The 17,131-nt window shown below is 62.2% G+C and carries 14 protein-coding genes; 7 read left to right on the top strand and 7 right to left on the bottom strand.

The window, feature by feature from the left end:
* Positions 1 to 537 precede the first annotated feature (537 nt).
* Complete coding sequence (locus tag H097_RS13210) at positions 538 to 2,220, bottom strand: AMP-binding protein (RefSeq protein WP_032860251.1); 1,683 nt, start codon at positions 2,218 to 2,220, stop codon at positions 538 to 540.
* A gap of 171 nt (positions 2,221 to 2,391) precedes the next feature.
* Between H097_RS13210 and H097_RS13215 the strand changes: the two genes are divergently transcribed.
* From H097_RS13215 to H097_RS13230, 4 genes are read left to right on the top strand one after another with little or no spacing between them, the layout of a single operon-like run.
* The gene (locus H097_RS13215) at positions 2,392 to 3,555 is read left to right on the top strand and encodes an isovaleryl-CoA dehydrogenase (protein WP_032860252.1); all 1,164 of its coding nucleotides are present in this window, start codon (positions 2,392 to 2,394) and stop codon (positions 3,553 to 3,555) included.
* Positions 3,556 to 3,566: 11 nt separating this feature from the next.
* The gene (locus tag H097_RS13220) at positions 3,567 to 5,174 is read left to right on the top strand and encodes a carboxyl transferase domain-containing protein (RefSeq protein ID WP_032860253.1); all 1,608 of its coding nucleotides are present in this window, start codon (positions 3,567 to 3,569) and stop codon (positions 5,172 to 5,174) included.
* A gap of 14 nt (positions 5,175 to 5,188) precedes the next feature.
* Positions 5,189 to 5,995, top strand: coding sequence for a gamma-carboxygeranoyl-CoA hydratase (locus H097_RS13225; protein ID WP_032860254.1), 807 nt, complete (start codon positions 5,189 to 5,191; stop codon positions 5,993 to 5,995).
* A complete protein-coding gene (locus tag H097_RS13230) occupies positions 5,992 to 7,944 on the top strand; it encodes an acetyl/propionyl/methylcrotonyl-CoA carboxylase subunit alpha (protein ID WP_032860255.1) in 1,953 nt (650 codons plus the stop codon). Before H097_RS13225 ends, H097_RS13230 begins: the two co-directional genes overlap by 4 nt.
* On the opposite strand, the gene H097_RS13235 is transcribed toward H097_RS13230, so the two are convergent.
* Entirely contained in the window at positions 7,941 to 8,588 is a 648-nt protein-coding gene (locus H097_RS13235; RefSeq protein ID WP_032860308.1) for an XRE family transcriptional regulator, read from the bottom strand. The two genes, H097_RS13230 and H097_RS13235, sit on opposite strands and share 4 nt — an antisense overlap.
* Before the next feature lie 129 nt (positions 8,589 to 8,717).
* Here H097_RS13235 and H097_RS13240 point away from each other — a divergent pair, with 129 nt between their 5' ends.
* Together H097_RS13240 and H097_RS13245 are read left to right on the top strand one after the other, a co-directional pair.
* On the top strand, positions 8,718 to 9,062 hold the full coding sequence (locus H097_RS13240) for a DUF3077 domain-containing protein (RefSeq protein ID WP_032860256.1): 345 nt from the start codon (positions 8,718 to 8,720) through the stop codon (positions 9,060 to 9,062).
* Positions 9,063 to 9,541: 479 nt separating this feature from the next.
* On the top strand, positions 9,542 to 10,693 hold the full coding sequence (locus tag H097_RS13245) for a M14-type cytosolic carboxypeptidase (protein ID WP_032860257.1): 1,152 nt from the start codon (positions 9,542 to 9,544) through the stop codon (positions 10,691 to 10,693).
* 24 nt (positions 10,694 to 10,717) lie between these two features.
* On the opposite strand, the gene H097_RS13250 is transcribed toward H097_RS13245, so the two are convergent.
* A complete protein-coding gene (locus H097_RS13250) occupies positions 10,718 to 11,173 on the bottom strand; it encodes a helix-turn-helix domain-containing protein (protein WP_032860258.1) in 456 nt (151 codons plus the stop codon).
* A 96-nt stretch (positions 11,174 to 11,269) separates the two neighbouring features.
* Between H097_RS13250 and H097_RS13255 the strand changes: the two genes are divergently transcribed.
* Positions 11,270 to 12,535, top strand: a complete 1,266-nt coding sequence (locus H097_RS13255; protein WP_082445582.1) for an MFS transporter — start codon at positions 11,270 to 11,272, stop codon at positions 12,533 to 12,535.
* Here the strand turns inward: H097_RS13255 and H097_RS27725 are convergent.
* From H097_RS27725 to H097_RS13275, 4 genes are all read right to left on the bottom strand, one after another.
* A complete protein-coding gene (locus H097_RS27725; protein ID WP_082445583.1) occupies positions 12,433 to 12,969 on the bottom strand; it encodes a cytochrome b in 537 nt (178 codons plus the stop codon). The genes H097_RS13255 and H097_RS27725 overlap by 103 nt on opposite strands.
* Entirely contained in the window at positions 12,966 to 14,048 is a 1,083-nt protein-coding gene (locus tag H097_RS13265) for a catalase family peroxidase (RefSeq protein WP_032860260.1), read from the bottom strand. Before H097_RS13265 ends, H097_RS27725 begins: the two co-directional genes overlap by 4 nt.
* A 102-nt stretch (positions 14,049 to 14,150) precedes the next feature.
* Complete coding sequence (locus H097_RS13270) at positions 14,151 to 15,428, bottom strand: membrane protein (protein ID WP_032860261.1); 1,278 nt, start codon at positions 15,426 to 15,428, stop codon at positions 14,151 to 14,153.
* On the bottom strand, positions 15,425 to 17,032 hold the full coding sequence (locus H097_RS13275; protein WP_050593348.1) for an amino acid adenylation domain-containing protein: 1,608 nt from the start codon (positions 17,030 to 17,032) through the stop codon (positions 15,425 to 15,427). The genes H097_RS13270 and H097_RS13275 overlap by 4 nt, the downstream gene beginning before the upstream one ends.
* Between the last annotated feature and the right edge of the window lie 99 nt (positions 17,033 to 17,131).

Raw genomic sequence — 17,131 nt, forward strand, 5'->3', positions numbered from 1 at the left:
AACAAGAATAAAAAGCACCAAACCTAATAAAAATAAGACGTAACGACTCTGACATAACAAAAACAACACGGCAGAGACGCAGCTAACAGATTTTTTTGGAGAAGATGTGCTTCGCAGGGTACGGCGCAAGCCGCCACTCGCAACCGGGCAGAGAACAATAAAACTACCTCAAGGTAGCTACCCACTGGTTGGATCGCGTGCGAAGAAGCAGATCAGCGCTCAAAAAAATACGTTTGCTCTTGACCCCGGATGGGGGTCACCAAAAACAGCGCTAAAGGGCCACGGTTGCCAAAAACAACAATAGACCGCCCCTCAATAATAAAAAAAGAGCACGTAACAACAAATTAAAGGGGAGCTTCGGCTCCCCTTTGTGCTGTCTGGGTGAAATGCATTTTTTGCCCCCCCTCAATCCCCTGTGGGAGCGGGCTTGCTCGCGAAGGCGGTGGGTCAATTGATGAACACTTGACTGATACTCCGCTATCGCGAGCAAGCCCGCTCCCACACAAGCCCAGCCCCACATCAGGTTTGGGTCAGGCCTCAGGGTTCGCGACCCAGCTCCTCGATCGTGATCTCACGCATGCGAAACTTCTGGATCTTGCCCGTCACGGTCATCGGAAACGCTTCGACAAACCGAAAGTGCTTCGGCGTCTTGAAGTGCGCAATGCGCCCCTTGCACCATGTTTGCAGTTCCAGCTCGTTGGCCACATGCCCCGGGTGGAACTTGATCCAGGCCACGATCTCTTCACCGTAGCGCTCATCGGGAATGCCGATGATCTGCACATCGGCCACCGCCGGGTGGGTGAAGAAGAACTCCTCCAGTTCCCGCGGGTACACGTTCTCGCCACCGCGAATGATCATGTCCTTGTTGCGCCCGGCGATGCACACATAGCCCTGCTCATCCATGCTCGCCAGGTCGCCGGTGTGCATCCAGCCGGCGTCGTCGATGGCTTCGCGGGTGCCCTCGGGGTTGTTCCAGTAGCCGAGCATCACGCTGTAGCCACGGGTACACAACTCGCCGATCTGCCCGCGTGGCACGGTGTTGCCGGCCTCGTCGATGATCTTGCTTTCCAATTGTGGCTGGGTGCGCCCGACCGTGGTCACGCGACGCTCCAGGTCGTCATCCGCACCGGTCTGCAGCGACACCGGGCTGGTCTCGGTCATGCCGTAGGCAATCTGTACTTCGCTCATATGCAGGTCGCTGATCACCCGGCGCATCACCTCGATCGGGCAGGTAGAGCCGGCCATGATCCCGGTGCGCAGGGTCGACAGGTCGAACTCGTCGCGCTGCGGATGATCGAGCATGGCGATGAACATCGTGGGCACGCCGTACAGGCCAGTGGCGCGTTCTTCGGCCACGGCCGTCAGGGTCAGCAGCGGGTCGAAACCGTCATTGGGATAGATCATGGTGGTGCCATGGGTAATGCAGCCCAGATTACCCATGACCATGCCGAAGCAATGATAGAGCGGCACCGGGATCACCAGGCGGTCCTGGGCGGTCAGGCCCAGGCTTTCGCCGACCATGTAGCCGTTGTTGAGGATGTTGTGATGGCTGAGGGTGGCACCCTTGGGAAAGCCCGTGGTGCCGGAGGTGTACTGGATGTTGACGGCTTGGTCGAAGTGCAGGCTGGCCTCGCGCTGGTGTAACTGCTGCACGGGGACTCCTGCACCGAGGGTCGACAAGTGCGACCAGGGCAGGAACCCCGAGGGCGGTCGTGCATCCAGGCTGATCACCCCGCGCAGTTCGGGTAACCGCTCACAGCGCAATTGGCCAGCGCCCTGCTCCGTCAGCTCGGGCACCAACGCCTGCAACATCCCGTGATAGTCGGAGGACTTGAACGAACCGGCGCAGATCAACCACTGGCAACCCGACTGCTTGAGCACGTATTCCAGCTCGCTGCTGCGGTAGGCCGGGTTGATATTGACCAGGATCACCCCGAGCTTGGCGCTGGCCACTTGGCTGATGCACCACTCGGCACAATTCGGCGCCCAGATGCCGAGGCGATCCCCGGCTTGCAAACCCAGGGCCAGCAGAGCGCGTGCATGCAGGTCCACGGCTGCGGCCAGTTGTCGCCAGGTGTAGCGCAGGTGCTGGTGGCGCACCACCAGGGCCTCGCCCTGCGGGTACTGCGCCACTGTGCGGTCAAATGCCTGGCCAATGGTCATGGCCAGCAGGGCCTTGTCCTGTGGGCCACGGCTGTAGCTCTGATTCGGTTGATCCATGACGACCCCTATTGTCTTTTTTGTAGGTGGACGGTGCGCCGATCAGGCGCGAGCTTGACGTTAACGTAAGCTACGATTGACAGTCATGCAACGCAAGTTTACGTTAACGTAAAGGTGATCGCCCAATGGCGTCGCCAGCCCCACAACAATAATGTTTATAGGTGCCCTCCCATGAGTTACCCGACCCTGAACTTCGCCCTCGGTGAAACCATCGACATGCTGCGCGACCAGGTGCAGGCCTTCGTGGCCAAGGAGCTGGCGCCACGGGCGGCGCAGATCGACATCGACAACCTGTTCCCCGTGGATATGTGGCGCAAGTTCGGTGACATGGGCCTGTTGGGCATCACCGTGCCGGAAGAATACGGTGGTGCCGGCCTGGGTTACCTGGCCCACGTGGTGGCCATGGAAGAAATCAGCCGCGGCTCGGCCTCGGTGGCGCTGTCCTACGGCGCGCACTCCAACCTGTGCGTCAACCAGATCAACCGCAACGGCAGCCACGCGCAAAAGCTCAAGTACCTGCCCAAGCTGATCAGCGGCGAGCACATCGGCGCCCTGGCCATGAGCGAACCGAATGCCGGCTCCGACGTGGTCTCGATGAAGCTGCGCGCCGACAAACGCGGCAGCGTGTATGTGCTCAACGGCAGCAAGACCTGGATCACCAACGGCCCCGATGCCCACACCTACGTGATCTACGCCAAGACCGACCTGGAAAAAGGCGCCCACGGCATTACCGCGTTTATCGTCGAGCGCGACTCGAAAGGCTTCAGCCGCAGCAACAAGTTCGACAAGCTGGGCATGCGCGGCTCCAACACCTGCGAGCTGTTTTTCGACGACGTCGAGGTGCCTGAAGAAAACATCCTCGGCGCGCTCAATGGCGGCGTCAAAGTGCTGATGAGTGGCCTGGACTACGAGCGCGTGGTGCTCTCCGGTGGCCCGACCGGGATCATGCAGGCCTGCATGGACCTGATCGTGCCGTACATCCACGACCGCAAGCAGTTCGGCCAGAGCATCGGCGAGTTCCAACTGATCCAGGGCAAGGTCGCCGACATGTACACCCAGCTCAACGCCAGCCGCGCCTACCTCTATGCGGTGGCCCAGGCCTGCGAGCGTGGCGAAACCACACGCAAGGACGCCGCCGGGGTGATCTTGTACAGCGCCGAACGCGCGACACAGATGGCCCTCGATGCGATCCAGATTCTCGGCGGCAATGGCTACATCAATGAATTCCCGGCCGGCCGCCTGTTGCGCGATGCCAAGCTATATGAAATCGGCGCGGGTACCAGTGAGATCCGGCGCATGTTGATTGGCCGCGAACTGTTCAACGAAACCCGCTGAGGGAGTGCACCATGGCCACCCTGCACACCCAACTCAATCCACGCTCGGCAGAGTTTGCCGCCAACAGCGCGGCAATGCTCAAACAAGTCGATGCCCTGCACACCCTGCTTGCCCAGGTCCAGCAAGGCGGCGGCAGCAAGGCCCAGGAGCGCCACACTTCCCGTGGCAAGCTGTTGCCGCGCGAACGCATCAACCGCCTGCTCGACCCGGGTTCGGCGTTCCTTGAGCTCAGCCAACTGGCGGCGTATCAGGTCTACGGTGAAGACGTACCCGCCGCTGGCGTGATCGCCGGAATCGGTCGGGTCGAAGGCGTCGAGTGCATGATCGTCGCCAACGACGCCACGGTAAAAGGTGGCTCCTATTACCCGCTGACCGTGAAAAAACACCTGCGCGCGCAAACCATCGCCGAACAGAATCGCCTGCCGTGCATCTACCTGGTGGATTCCGGCGGCGCTAACCTGCCGCGCCAGGACGAAGTGTTTCCCGACCGCGAGCACTTTGGGCGGATCTTCTTCAACCAGGCCAACATGAGCGCCCAGGGCATCCCGCAGATTGCCGTGGTCATGGGCTCCTGCACTGCCGGTGGTGCCTATGTGCCGGCGATGGCGGACGAAGCGATCATGGTGCGCCAGCAGGCGACCATCTTCCTCGCCGGGCCGCCGCTGGTGAAGGCCGCCACGGGCGAAGTGGTCAGCGCCGAAGACCTTGGCGGTGCCGATGTGCACTGCAAGATCTCCGGGGTAGCCGACCATTACGCCGACAGCGACGAACACGCCCTGGCCCTGGCCCGCCGCAGCATCGCCAACCTCAACTGGCGCAAACAGGGGCAGTTGCAACAGCGCACACCCGTCGCGCCGCTGTATGCCAGCGACGAGCTGTACGGCGTGATCCCGGCCGATGCCAAGCAGCCGTTCGATGTGCGCGAAGTGATTGCGCGGCTGGTGGACGGCTCGGTATTCGATGAATTCAAGGCGCTGTTCGGCACCACGCTGGTCTGCGGTTTTGCCCATTTGCATGGCTATCCTGTCGCGATCCTCGCCAACAACGGGATCCTCTTCGCTGAAGCGGCGCAAAAAGGCGCGCACTTTATCGAACTGGCCTGCCAGCGCGGGATTCCCCTGCTGTTCTTGCAGAACATCACCGGCTTCATGGTCGGCCAGAAGTACGAGGCCGGCGGCATCGCCAAGCACGGCGCCAAGCTGGTCACGGCGGTAGCCTGCGCCAAGGTGCCGAAATTCACGGTGATCATCGGCGGCAGCTTTGGTGCCGGTAACTATGGGATGTGTGGGCGCGCCTACGATCCGCGATTTTTGTGGATGTGGCCCAACGCACGTATTGGCGTGATGGGCGCCGAACAGGCCGCCGGTGTGCTGGTGCAAGTCAAGCGCGAACAGGCCGAACGCAGTGGCCAGGGGTTCAGCGCCGAGGAAGAGGCGCAGATCAAGCAACCGATCCTCGACCAGTATGAAACCCAGGGCCACCCCTATTACTCCAGCGCCCGCCTGTGGGATGACGGCGTCATCGACCCCTTGCAGACCCGTGACGTGCTGGCCCTGGCCCTGTCCGCCGCGCTGAATGCCCCCATCGAGCCGAGCCGCTTCGGCGTGTTCCGCATGTAATTGGAGCTGCACCCATGAGCGATTTCAACACCGTGGAACTGGTGAACGACCCCCGTGGCTTTGCCACGCTGTGGTTGAGCCGGGAACAGAAGAACAACGCCTTCAACGCCGAAATGATCCGTGAGCTGATCATTGCCCTGGACCAGGTCCAGGCCGATGCCTCGCTACGTTTTTTGCTGGTACGCGGGCGCGGCAAGCATTTCAGCGCCGGCGCGGATCTGGCCTGGATGCAACAGTCGGCTGAGCTGGACTACCACACCAACCTCGACGACGCCCGCGAGCTGGCGGAGTTGATGTACAACCTGGCCAAGCTGAAGATCCCGACACTCGCGGTGGTCCAGGGTGCGGCCTATGGCGGCGCCCTGGGCCTGATCAGTTGCTGCGACATGGCCATTGGCGCCGATGACGCGCAGTTCTGCCTGTCGGAAGTGCGCATCGGCCTCGCCCCGGCGGTGATCAGCCCATTTGTGGTGCAGGCGATTGGCGAACGCGCGGCACGGCGTTATGCCTTGACCGCAGAGCGCTTCGACGGCCACCAGGCCCAGGCCATCGGGCTCCTGGCGCAAAGCTACCCCCTCGCCGAGCTGAATCAACAGGTCGAGCAATGGACCGCCAACCTGCTGCTCAACAGCCCGGCGGCCATGCGTGCCAGCAAAGACTTGCTGCGCGAAGTCGGCAACGGCGCGCTCACTCCAGCGTTGCGCCGTTACTGCGAAAACGCCATCTCGCGCATCCGCGTCAGCGCCGAAGGCCAGGAAGGATTGCGCGCGTTTTTGCAAAAACGTGCACCCAGTTGGCAGTCCCAGGAGCCTCGTTCATGAGTTCACCGTTGATTACCTGCGTGCTGGTGGCCAACCGTGGCGAAATCGCCTGCCGGGTCATGCGCACGGCCAAGGCACTGGGGATGACCACCGTCGCCGTGCACAGCGCTACTGACCGCGATGCGCGCCATAGCCGCGAAGCCGATATCCGCGTGGACCTGGGCGGCAGCAAGGCTGCCGACAGCTACCTGCAGATCGACAAGTTGATCGCCGCCGCCAAGGCCAGCGGCGCCCAGGCGATTCATCCGGGGTATGGCTTTCTTTCCGAAAACCCGGGCTTTGCGCGGGCGATTGCTGACGCCGGGCTGATTTTCCTCGGCCCGCCCGCCTCGGCCATTGATGCCATGGGCAGCAAGTCCGCCGCCAAGGCCTTGATGGAAACCGCTGGCGTACCGCTGGTGCCGGGTTATCACGGTGCCGCCCAGGACCTGGAAACCTTCCGCCAGGCTGCTGCGCGCATTGGCTACCCGGTGCTGCTCAAGGCCACTGCTGGCGGTGGAGGCAAGGGCATGAAAGTGGTCGAGGACGAAAGCCAATTGGCCGAAGCCCTGGCCTCGGCCCAGCGTGAAGCACAGTCGTCGTTTGGCAACGCGCAGATGCTGGTGGAGAAATACCTGATCCAGCCACGCCACGTGGAGATCCAGGTATTTGCCGACCAACACGGTCATTGCCTGTACCTCAATGAACGCGACTGCTCGATCCAGCGTCGGCATCAGAAAGTCGTCGAAGAAGCGCCGGCACCCGGTCTCAGCCCTGCCCTGCGCCAGGCCATGGGTGAGGCGGCAGTGCGTGCGGCCCAGGCGATTGGCTATGTCGGTGCTGGCACGGTGGAGTTCCTGCTGGATGCGCGTGGTGAGTTCTTCTTCATGGAGATGAACACCCGCTTGCAGGTGGAACACCCGGTGACGGAGGCCATTACCGGCCTGGATCTGGTGGCCTGGCAAATCCGTGTCGCTCAGGGCGAACCGCTGCCGATGACCCAGGATCAGGTGCCGTTGCGCGGTCACGCCATCGAAGTGCGGCTGTATGCCGAAGATCCTGCCAATGATTTCTTGCCGGCCACCGGGCGCCTGGCGCTGTACCGCGAGTCGGCGCCAGGCCCGGGACGCCGGGTGGACAGCGGCGTCGAGCAAGGTGACGACGTCTCCCCGTTCTACGACCCGATGCTCGGCAAACTGATTGCCTGGGGCGAGGATCGCGAACAGGCGCGCCTGCGCCTGCTGAGCATGCTGGATGAGTTTGCGGTCGGTGGTTTGAAGACTAACCTGGGCTTTTTGCGACGCATCATCGGCCACCCTGCGTTCGCTGCGGCGCAGTTAGATACCGGGTTTATCCCGCGGTACCAGGAGCAACTGCTGCCTGCCGCCAGTGAGTTGAGCGATGAGTTCTGGCAGGCGGCTGGCCATGGTTTCATGCAGAGCCAGCCAGCCCGGCTGCGCGAAGATGACCTCGCCTCGCCGTGGGCTGCGGCATTGGGCTTTCGCGCGGGCCTGCCCGCCGAGACGTCACTGCATTTGAGCTGCGACGGCCAGGACCGCCTGGTGCCCCTGCAAACCAACGCCGCGCCACAACTGCGTAACGAGCACCTGCTGATCGAGGATGCCGGCCTACGCCGTTCGCACCTGGCTGTACGCCATGGGCAGACGCTGTTCCTGCGCTGGCAAGGTGAGATGCGCAGTGTGACGCTGTTTGATCCGATCGCCGCCGTCGATGCCGGGCAGGCGCATCAGGGCGGCCTCACTGCGCCGATGAACGGCAGCATCGTGCGGGTGCTGGTGGACGTCGGGCAGACGGTCGAGGCTGGCACGCAACTGGTGGTGCTCGAAGCGATGAAGATGGAGCACAGCATTCGCGCACCCCATGCCGGTGTGATCAAGGCGCTGTATTGCCAGGAAGGCGAAATGGTCGGCGAAGGCAGCGCCTTGGTGGAGCTGGAGGCCTTGGCCTAGAACTTCACCGTGGCCTGTACCACCACGCCGATGATCTGACAGGCATCGGTCAGCAGCGCCTTTGGATAGGTCGGGTTGAGCGGCACCAGATAACGCTGGCCGCTTTCCTCGATCAGTTTGCGAAAGGTCGCCTGGCTGCTGCCGGCCCATTGGGCCACCACCAACTTGCCGGGCTCGGCGTCGAGGGCCGGGTCCACCAGGATCATCATCCCATCGGCGATACTCGGCCCGCTGGGTGCGGTCATTGCATCGCCGTAGACCTGGAGCCAGAACGCTTCGCCGTCGGCATCGTAGTCGCTCGCCTGAAAACGCGCCTGGCCATAGGCTGGCCGCTGCTCGTGCACCTGGATGGGCTGTTTCCAGTCTTTCACGGGATAGCGAAAATACGGGTTGTATTGAACGGCCGACGCGGCTTCGTCGTCTGCCGGGGCGTCGCCCTTCTCGCGGATCACCAGCGCCGCTTCCAGATAACCCAGGCCCAGTTCTTCGAGCACCCGGTTCATGTCGGCGAGGCTGGGGACACGGCGCTTGCCCAGCCAGTGGCCGATGCCGCCCTGGGACATGCCCAGCCGCGTGGCCAATTGCTCTTGCGTGACCTTGCGGTCTTTCATGTTGGCTTTGACCAACGCGATCCATTTATCCATGGGGCAGACGATACCGGGTGTATTCAGCGCGACAATAAACAGTTTGTAGTAATCAATCAAACGACATAAATACAGATCGTATTATTATCAGCTCCACCTGTTCACCTTCCCACCCAGAGCACCGACCTCATGAACACAACCCCGGATCACCTGCCTGGTACACCTGATGATGAAATAAAGCTCTTGCAGGACAGCGCCGCTGCCCAGCGCGCACTGGACTACTACTTGAAAGAAGATCCAGGCCTGGCAGCGGACGATGTGACATGGTTCGAGGCCAACCCCGCTGTCAGCAGTGAAGAAGCCCTGATCCACGCGTCGGACCTGCTGCGCAGCGCTGCCGCCATCGCCTATGAACTGGCCGACAACAAGCTGGGAGGCACCCGGGACCTGGCGTTTTCGGTGGTGTACCTGATTGATATGGCCAAGGCCATGCTGGAGCGTCCACTGCAACTGGCAGGCGGGAAAACCCCATAGCCAGGTAGGCATGCAGGAACAAAAGGAAAAATATTTCTATCTGGTTGATAAAAACATTTGACTTGCAAATGATAATGATTATTATTGCAAGCAGCTGGTCGCGAGATCAGTCGATAGACCAAGAGACCTTAGGTCGGACTCTTGGAATATCTCCTCATCAGGCTAATCACGGTTTTTGACCCGGCTCTTTGGCCGGGTCTTTTTTTTGCCAGTTATTCTGGCGTGGCTTCAGGCTAATGAAGACTGTGTGTTGCTTGATGGCACGCATGGTAGCAAAAGACTATCGCGAAAAGAAAGTCGATAAAGCGCTCTGGCCCGGATCTTTCCAAATTAGCACTTGAGAATCAATCTCACAGACTCTAAGCTGCGGCTGCGTCATGGACGACGCCCCCTTCTTTTTCGCAAAAGTTTGCGTCCAGACTTTACCCCGCGCCTGTGTAAACTACCCGCCACACCCCTCATATTCAGGCAACCAGACTATGACCGTGGCCTTGACCTCCATTAAGATCAGCACCGATTTCGACAGCGGCAATATCCAGGTGCTCGACACCAGCGATGCCCATCAATTGTTGCTCGCAATCAAACCCGATACCCGCAGCCAGCACTTCCAATGGTTCCACTTCAAGGCCGAAGGGATGCACATTGGCCATACCCATACCTTCCGCCTGAGCAACGCCGGCCAGTCCTCCTACAAACATGCCTGGAGCGGCTACAACGCCGTGGCGTCCTACGACCACATCAACTGGTTCCGGGTGCCAACGCGCTTTGACGGCGAAACCTTGCACATCGAATTCCAGACCGAGCAAAAACACGCCTGGTTCGCCTACTTCGAACCCTACAGCCGCGAGCGTCACGCCTGGTTGATCGACCAGGCACTGAACCGCGCCGGCACGCAATTGCTGGCCACCGGCAAGAGCGTCGAAGGCCGTGATATCCCGCTCCTGCGCCGTGGCAAGGGTGGCGCAGGGCAGCGCAAAGTCTGGATCATCGCCCAACAACACCCGGGCGAGCACATGGCCGAGTGGTTTATGGAAGGCATCATCGAGCGCCTGCAACAGCACGGTGACGACGAACTGAACAGACTCCTGGCCGCTGCCGACCTCTACCTGGTGCCGAATATGAACCCGGATGGCGCGTTTCACGGTCATCTGCGCACCAACGCCATGGGCCAGGACCTCAATCGCGCCTGGCAAAGCGCAAGCCAGGAACAAAGCCCGGAAGTGCTGTTCGTCCAGCAGCAAATGGAGCAATACGGCGTCGACCTGTTCCTGGACATCCACGGTGACGAGGAAATCCCCTACGTGTTCACCGCCGGTTGTGAAGGCAACCCCGGTTACACACCGCGTATCGAAGGCCTGGAAAAACACTTCCGCAGCCACTTGAGCGCCCTGACCCGCGACTTCCAGACCACCCATGGCTACACGCGTGACTTGCCGGGCCAGGCCAATATGACCCTGGCGTGCAACAGCGTGGGCGAGAAATTCGATTGCCTGTCCCTGACCCTGGAAATGCCGTTCAAGGACAACGACGATGCACCCGATCCGCATACCGGCTGGTCCGGCAAACGCTCGCTGCAACTGGGCAAGGACGTGCTGAGCACCGTGGCGGATATGGTCAGCGTGCTGCGCTGATCCTGCTTACCCCGGGGGCCAGGTTCAGCCCCCGGATTGCGCCGCCACCCGCAGGCAATCCTGCGGCCCGAGCACCCGGCCATCCGCTGCACGCACCGCCAAGGCCTGCAGCGGCTGCCCGTGCTCACGGTCCAACATCACCGAACGAGCCTCGCCCTCGTCGTAGAAAAACCCCTCGCCCCATTGCCGCAGCCCAATGATCACGGCGAACAGTCCCCTGCCCTTTTGCGTCAACACATACTCCTGGTAAGCGCTGCCATCCGAAGCCGGGACAATCTCGAAAATCCCGTGGGCCACCAGATTGCGCAGGCGCGTCGACAGAATGTTCTTGGCCATCCCCAGGCTGCGCTGGAACTCGCCGAAGCGGCGGATGCCATCGAATGCATCCCGAATGATCAATAGCGCCCAACCATCACCAATGGCCTCCAGTGAGCGTGCCACCGGGCATTCGGCACTTTCAAAGCGAGTGAGTTTGACCATGCGCAACGCCTGCCTGATGAAAAATGTAGTTGCAATATAAAACCGGTCTACCTACCGTACAACTAGTTTCATTTTAAAACCACAAAGGAATCCAGCATGCCAACCTCCCCCTTGAGCGCCGCCGTGGTGCTGCTGTTCGCCGTTGCCTGTGGTTTGTCGGTGGCCAATGTCTATTACGCCCAACCCCTGCTTGATGCCATGGCCACCACGTTCGCCATGGACCCCGCCACCATCGGCATGGTGATCAGCCTGACTCAGGTCGGTTATGGCATGGGTCTGTTGCTGCTGGTGCCGTTGGGCGACCTGCTCAATCGCCGGCACTTGATCGTCGGCCAGTTACTGCTGTCCACCGCCGCGGTTTTGCTGCTTGGCCTGTCCAGCAGCAGCCTGTGGTTTCTGGCTGGCCTGCTGCTGACCGGCTTGCTCGCGGTGGTGGCACAAGTATTGGTGGCCTACGCCGCAAACCTGGCGCGGCCCGAGCAACGGGGCCATGTGGTGGGCCTGGTGACCAGCGGCATCGTGGTCGGCCTGCTGCTGGCACGCACGGTGTCCGGGGTCATGGCGGACCTGGCCGGCTGGCGTTCGGTGTACCTGTTGTCGGCTGGCCTGACGCTGCTGATGGCACTGTTGCTCTGGCGCGTCTTGCCGGCCACCGAGCAGCCCCGGGCGCCAGGTTCGTATCTACAGCTGCTCGGCTCGGTGTTCAGCCTGCTGCGTGAAGAAAAAGTGCTGCGCGACCGCGCGGTCCTGGCGTTTCTGATTTTTGCCGCTGGCACCGTGCTCTGGACCCCACTGGTACTGCCCTTGAGCGCCCCGCCATTGTCGCTGTCCCACACCCAGATCGGCCTGTTCGGCCTCGCCGGTGCTGCTGGCGCGCTGGGCGCGGCTCATGCCGGACGCCTGGCCGACCGGGGCCTGGCCCAGTGGACCAGCGGCGCAGCCCTGGGGCTGATGTTGGTGTCGTGGCTGGCCATCGCCTTCACCCAGTCCTCGCTGTGGGCGCTGCTGCTCGGGGTGATTACCTTCGACCTCGGCCTGCAAGCCGTGCATGTCACCAGCCAAAGCCTGATCTACAGCGTGCGCCCCGCCGCCCAGAGCAGGTTGGCGGCCGGCTACATGCTGTTCTATTCGGCAGGCAGCGCCCTGGGCTCGGTCGCGGCGACGATGATGTATGCCTGGGCCGGCTGGCTCGGCGTGTGTGGCCTGGGCGCCGCCATCAACCTGCTGGCCCTGGTTTACTGGCGGGCGACCCTTGCACCTCAGTCCTTGCCGAGCATGCTTTGCAGCACGCCATCGCGACGAACCCAGCCATGGAACAACGCCGCCGCCAAATGCAGCAACACCGTCAGAAACAGCAAATAGGCGAGGTAACCGTGGGCTTTGCGCAGCACCGCAAACAACTGCGCATTGGCCGGCACCCATCCGGGCAACTGCAAGGCGCTGGACAGCATCACCGGATCACCGGCCGCCGAAATCATCGCCCACCCCAGCAACGGCAGGATCAGCATCAAGCCATACAGCAGCACATGCGAAGCCTTGGCCGCCAGCACCTGCCACGCCGGCAAGTCGACAGGCAACGGCGGCTGACGGGTAGAAAAGCGCACCCCCAGCCGCACGATCACCAACAGCAGAATCGCAATGCCCAGCGGCTTGTGCAGGTGCAACAACCACTCATGGCGCTCGGAAACCGACGCCACCATGCCAGCGCCGATAAACAGCATGGCGATCACCATCAGCGCCATCAGCCAGTGCAGCAGGCGCGCCAGCGGCGCAAAAAAACGCGGTTGGGCATTCATGGCCGGGACTCCTGAGGGGCGCTGTGCAACTGGCTGACTTCGCCGGTGCGACGCAAATATGAACTGGCATAGGCGGCAGAACGTGCAGCCAGCAGCGGGTCATTGGAGGCTTCGATACCACTGGGCAGGATCAAGGGGTCAAAGTTGATATCACGGCAATCGCCGTCCAGTTGCGGCTGGCTGCTTTCAAGCACCAAGGTGCCGGCGTTCAGCACCGTGTGCGCGCCGACCCAGGCCTTGCTGGCGTCATCTACCAGGTCCGAGGGGTTGGCCAGGGTGATCTGCAATTGCCAGCGCAGCGGCCCGGCCTTCAAGCGTTGTATCAAATCTGCCTGCAGGGAATCCGCCCCTTCAGGCGTGATGGCGCCGCTGGCATCCTGGCTCAGCGGTACCACGCCCCAGCGCACGGCCTGGCGTTGCCCGGTGGCATTGATCAGGTAAAAAGCGTTAATCGCGTTATAGGTCTCGGTGGCATAGCTGGCAGAGGGCTTGGCGGTCTTGACCCACGCCAGAAACGGCGCGGCCTCGGGATGGCTGGCAAAAAACGCCGGCATACTGGCCGGGTTCGGCTTGCCGGTCGCAGGGTCTGGGGCACCGGCCTTGAGCATCTGGTAGAACGCCTCAGGCGTGCCCACCGGGAACACCGGCATGCTGTTCATCCCGGTGCGCCATTGCTGGCCGTTGGCCTGGCTGAACTGCACGGCCAGGCTGCGGATCGGCACGCTGTTGTCCGGGGCATAGGGGTTGCCGCTGGGCAGGGCGAAACGCCCGATCACCTGGGTGCGGGCCTCACTGAATACCTGTGCGCTGGAATACGCCCGAACCGCAGGACTGCTCTCGAAATAGCCGGCCACGCACACACCTTTAGCGTGATTGCGTCGGTAGCCTTGGTGTACGCCATTATTGGTTTCCAGGGCATTGACCAACGTCTTGGGGCGCAAACGCTGTGGGTCAAGTGTGCCGTTGACGTAGGCAAAAGCCCCCGCCACGACACCAACAACCGCGCCAATAGCCGCCAGGCGCAGCATCAGGCTGGCACGCCCCAACGGCGGGCGTGGTGGGGATGGATGATCTGGCATGAAATGCTCCGAGGCCTATGGCCACAGGGGATAGGTGCAATAGGACGCCGCTCGCACGGGCTTATTCCCCCAGGGCCGTAGGCATTTTCATCAGAGCCTTGTTCAGGAGTCCCAGATCGCCCCATAGGCGGGTATCCCCCGAGCCTCCATTTCCTCGACCACCCGCTGCGTCACCGCCTGGTTGGCGATACAGATCACCGCTTCGGCAGCGAAGTCCTGCACCGCCGCGTAGGCCAGTTGCACCAGGTCAGGTTTGCCCCGTACATCGGTGTCCCAGATCACTGCACCGGGTTGTGCGCGAAGGATTTCTGCAACCAGTTCCTCGCCATAGGTCTTGGCCGGGCTGCGGGTCGACCAGACCAACTGGATCGGCACCTGCTTGGCCAGCAAATGCGGCATCACCGGGCCAATGCCGCTGCCAGTGGCGATGTACACCACCGACTTGAACAAGGTCTCGACGTTGGCCACCCCTGCCGTGGTAATGCCCTTGACCCACACATGGGACGGCATCTGCTCGATAAAGCGCCCCGTCCAATCCCCGGCCCGGGAAATAATCAGGCGAAAACCCGGCTGGCCCGGTGTCGGGATATTGGCAAACGAGTGCCACTCCAGCAGCGGTTGCAGGCTGATCGCGGTGGACGACCCCGCAAAGGGCGTGGTGTGGCGCAATGTGCTGATCACGGCATGGCCACTAGGCCGCTGATGACTGACTACCACTTTGCGCAAGCGTAACCAAGGCAGCGCAATACTCAGGGTCAGCACCAGCAATACCCAAACCGCCCCCGCGGGAGCCTCGGCCAGCAGTGTCTGCACCCAGAACAACAGCAAGGCCGCCCACCCCGCAAACCGGTGCACGCGCTCAAAGCCATTGTGAAAGCGGCGGCGAATCCCCGGCTGCGCCATCACCACCATCAACAGCAACACACCCAGCAGCGCCGCACTGACCAGCAACCACGGCACCGACACACTCGAAGGCTGTTGCAGATAGCGCCAGCCCTGGCTGCCGACCAGCACCGCGAACCACACCGTGGCCGCCAGCGCACCGCCGCTGTGCAGCCCGCCCAGGTGATAAACCTTGGCGGCGCGGCGGCGTATGTACAGCGGCCAGCTCACGGGAATACGCGTCGCCAACCAGAACAGCCCGTTGATTACATACTGCTGGCGCACCAGGATCGCCAGGGACAGGTTAATCATCACCAGCAGCGACACCTGTTGCACGTCGATCAAGGGCAGGGTCAAGCCCGCCAGCGCAAACCAGCCGTTGCCCATCAGCACCCCTGCCACCAGACAGTTGTAATGGGAAAATATCGGCCTGCCACGCCAGCGCCGCCACCCGCCAGGCCGGGCGGGCAGCACCGTGGCCATCCACCGTTCAATCATGCTCGGCCACCTGTGCTCAGGAGTAACTGGCGCCCCTCCTCGCTGTCACGGGCCCATTGCAGCAGCAAAGCCTTGTCGACCTTGCCACGCGCTGTGAGCGGCAGGAGGTCCACGGCGAAAATCACCGCGGGCACACAGTAGTAGGCCAGCCGTTGCGCGCAGTACTGCCTGGCTGCCGGGATATCCACCGTGGCGGGGGTCACGAATGCCACCAGGTGCTGGCTGTCGAACTTCAACGCCACCGCCCGGCTACAGGCACCGCAGGCCTCAAGCGTGGTGGCAAGCGCATCCAACTCCACGCGAAAACCGCGGACCTTGACCTGATCGTCAACCCGCCCCAGATGCTCCAACGCCCCTTCGTCCGTCCAGCGGCCCAGGTCGCGGGTATGGAACATCATCCGGCCCGCCCCCAGGAATGGATCAGGTCGGTAGCGTTGCGCAGTCAACAACGGGTTGTGCAGATAACCGGCCGTCACCCCATCGCCCCCGGCCCACATCTCCCCCACTGCCCCTGGCGCGCAGGCCTGGCCATGTTCATCGAGCACATACACGGTGTTATTGGGTGTCGGCTTGCCGATGGTCAATCGCGCCCCTGGCACATGCCGATGCAGGGTATTGACGATGGTCGTTTCAGTCGGCCCGCAACCGTTGTAGAACGTGCAATGGGCCGCCCAGCGGTCCGCCAGGGCCTGGGGGCATGGCTCGCCCGCCACCGCGACCACCTCAAGCGTGGGGCATTGCCGGGGATCCAGGGTCGCGAGAATCGACGGCGTGGCGATCAGCACCTGGCAATGGCGTGCCGTTTCCCCGATGTCTTGCTGGCGGATAAGCAACGTCGCCCCATGGGCCAGACAACCGAGGATCTCCCAGGCCGCCATGTCAAAGGCGATGTTGAGTATCTGCCCAACGCTCATGCCTGGCTTGATGCCGAGGTTTCCCGGGGCCGTCAGCAAGATATTGCAGACATTACGGTGGGTCACCCGCACCCCGTTTGGCCGGCCTGTGGTCCCGGAGGTAAACAGCACAAAACACAGGCTGGCAGGGTCTGGCGCGGCGACGTCCAGCAGGCATTCCTCGGCCACCCAGGGCTGTTGCGCCAGGAACTCATCCAGGCACACGCACGGCTGGCCCGCCGCCAGCGGCAATCGGTCCTTGAGCCCGGATAGGGTCAGTACTACGGCACTCGACAATGTCTCAAGGATCATCGTCAACTGGGCCGGCGGAGTGATCCTGGCATCCTGCGGCACGTACGCCGCGCCGATTTTCAACACGGCCAGCAGGCCCACCAGCATGGGGATCGACCGCTCGACAAACAGCGCTACCGTGTCTCCCGCCACCACGCCCTGCTCGATCAGGTGCCGGGCCAGCCGATTGGCCTGGCGGTTCAACTGCTCATAGCTGATGCTCTGCTCCAGACAGAGCGCGGCTATCTGCTGGGGAGCTGCTGCGGCTTGCGCCTCGAAGGCCAGGTGTATACACGCGTACGGCAGTGGCCCTGCCGGCCCGCATCCCCAACTTTCAAGGGTATTACGTTGGATGATGGGCAAATGGCCCAGTGCCTTGGTGCAAGCAAATCCGCTATCTGCTGCTGTCGCCGATATCATGTGTCAACTCCTCATCTGGCGCCTGCCTCACAGTGATCGGGCAGGCTGGGAGCTGGACTGAGGACGATTCACGACATTACAGGGCTACGGGAGCCTACA

The organism is Pseudomonas sp. FH4 (genome assembly GCF_000510915.2).
Taxonomy (GTDB): domain Bacteria; phylum Pseudomonadota; class Gammaproteobacteria; order Pseudomonadales; family Pseudomonadaceae; genus Aquipseudomonas; species Aquipseudomonas brenneri.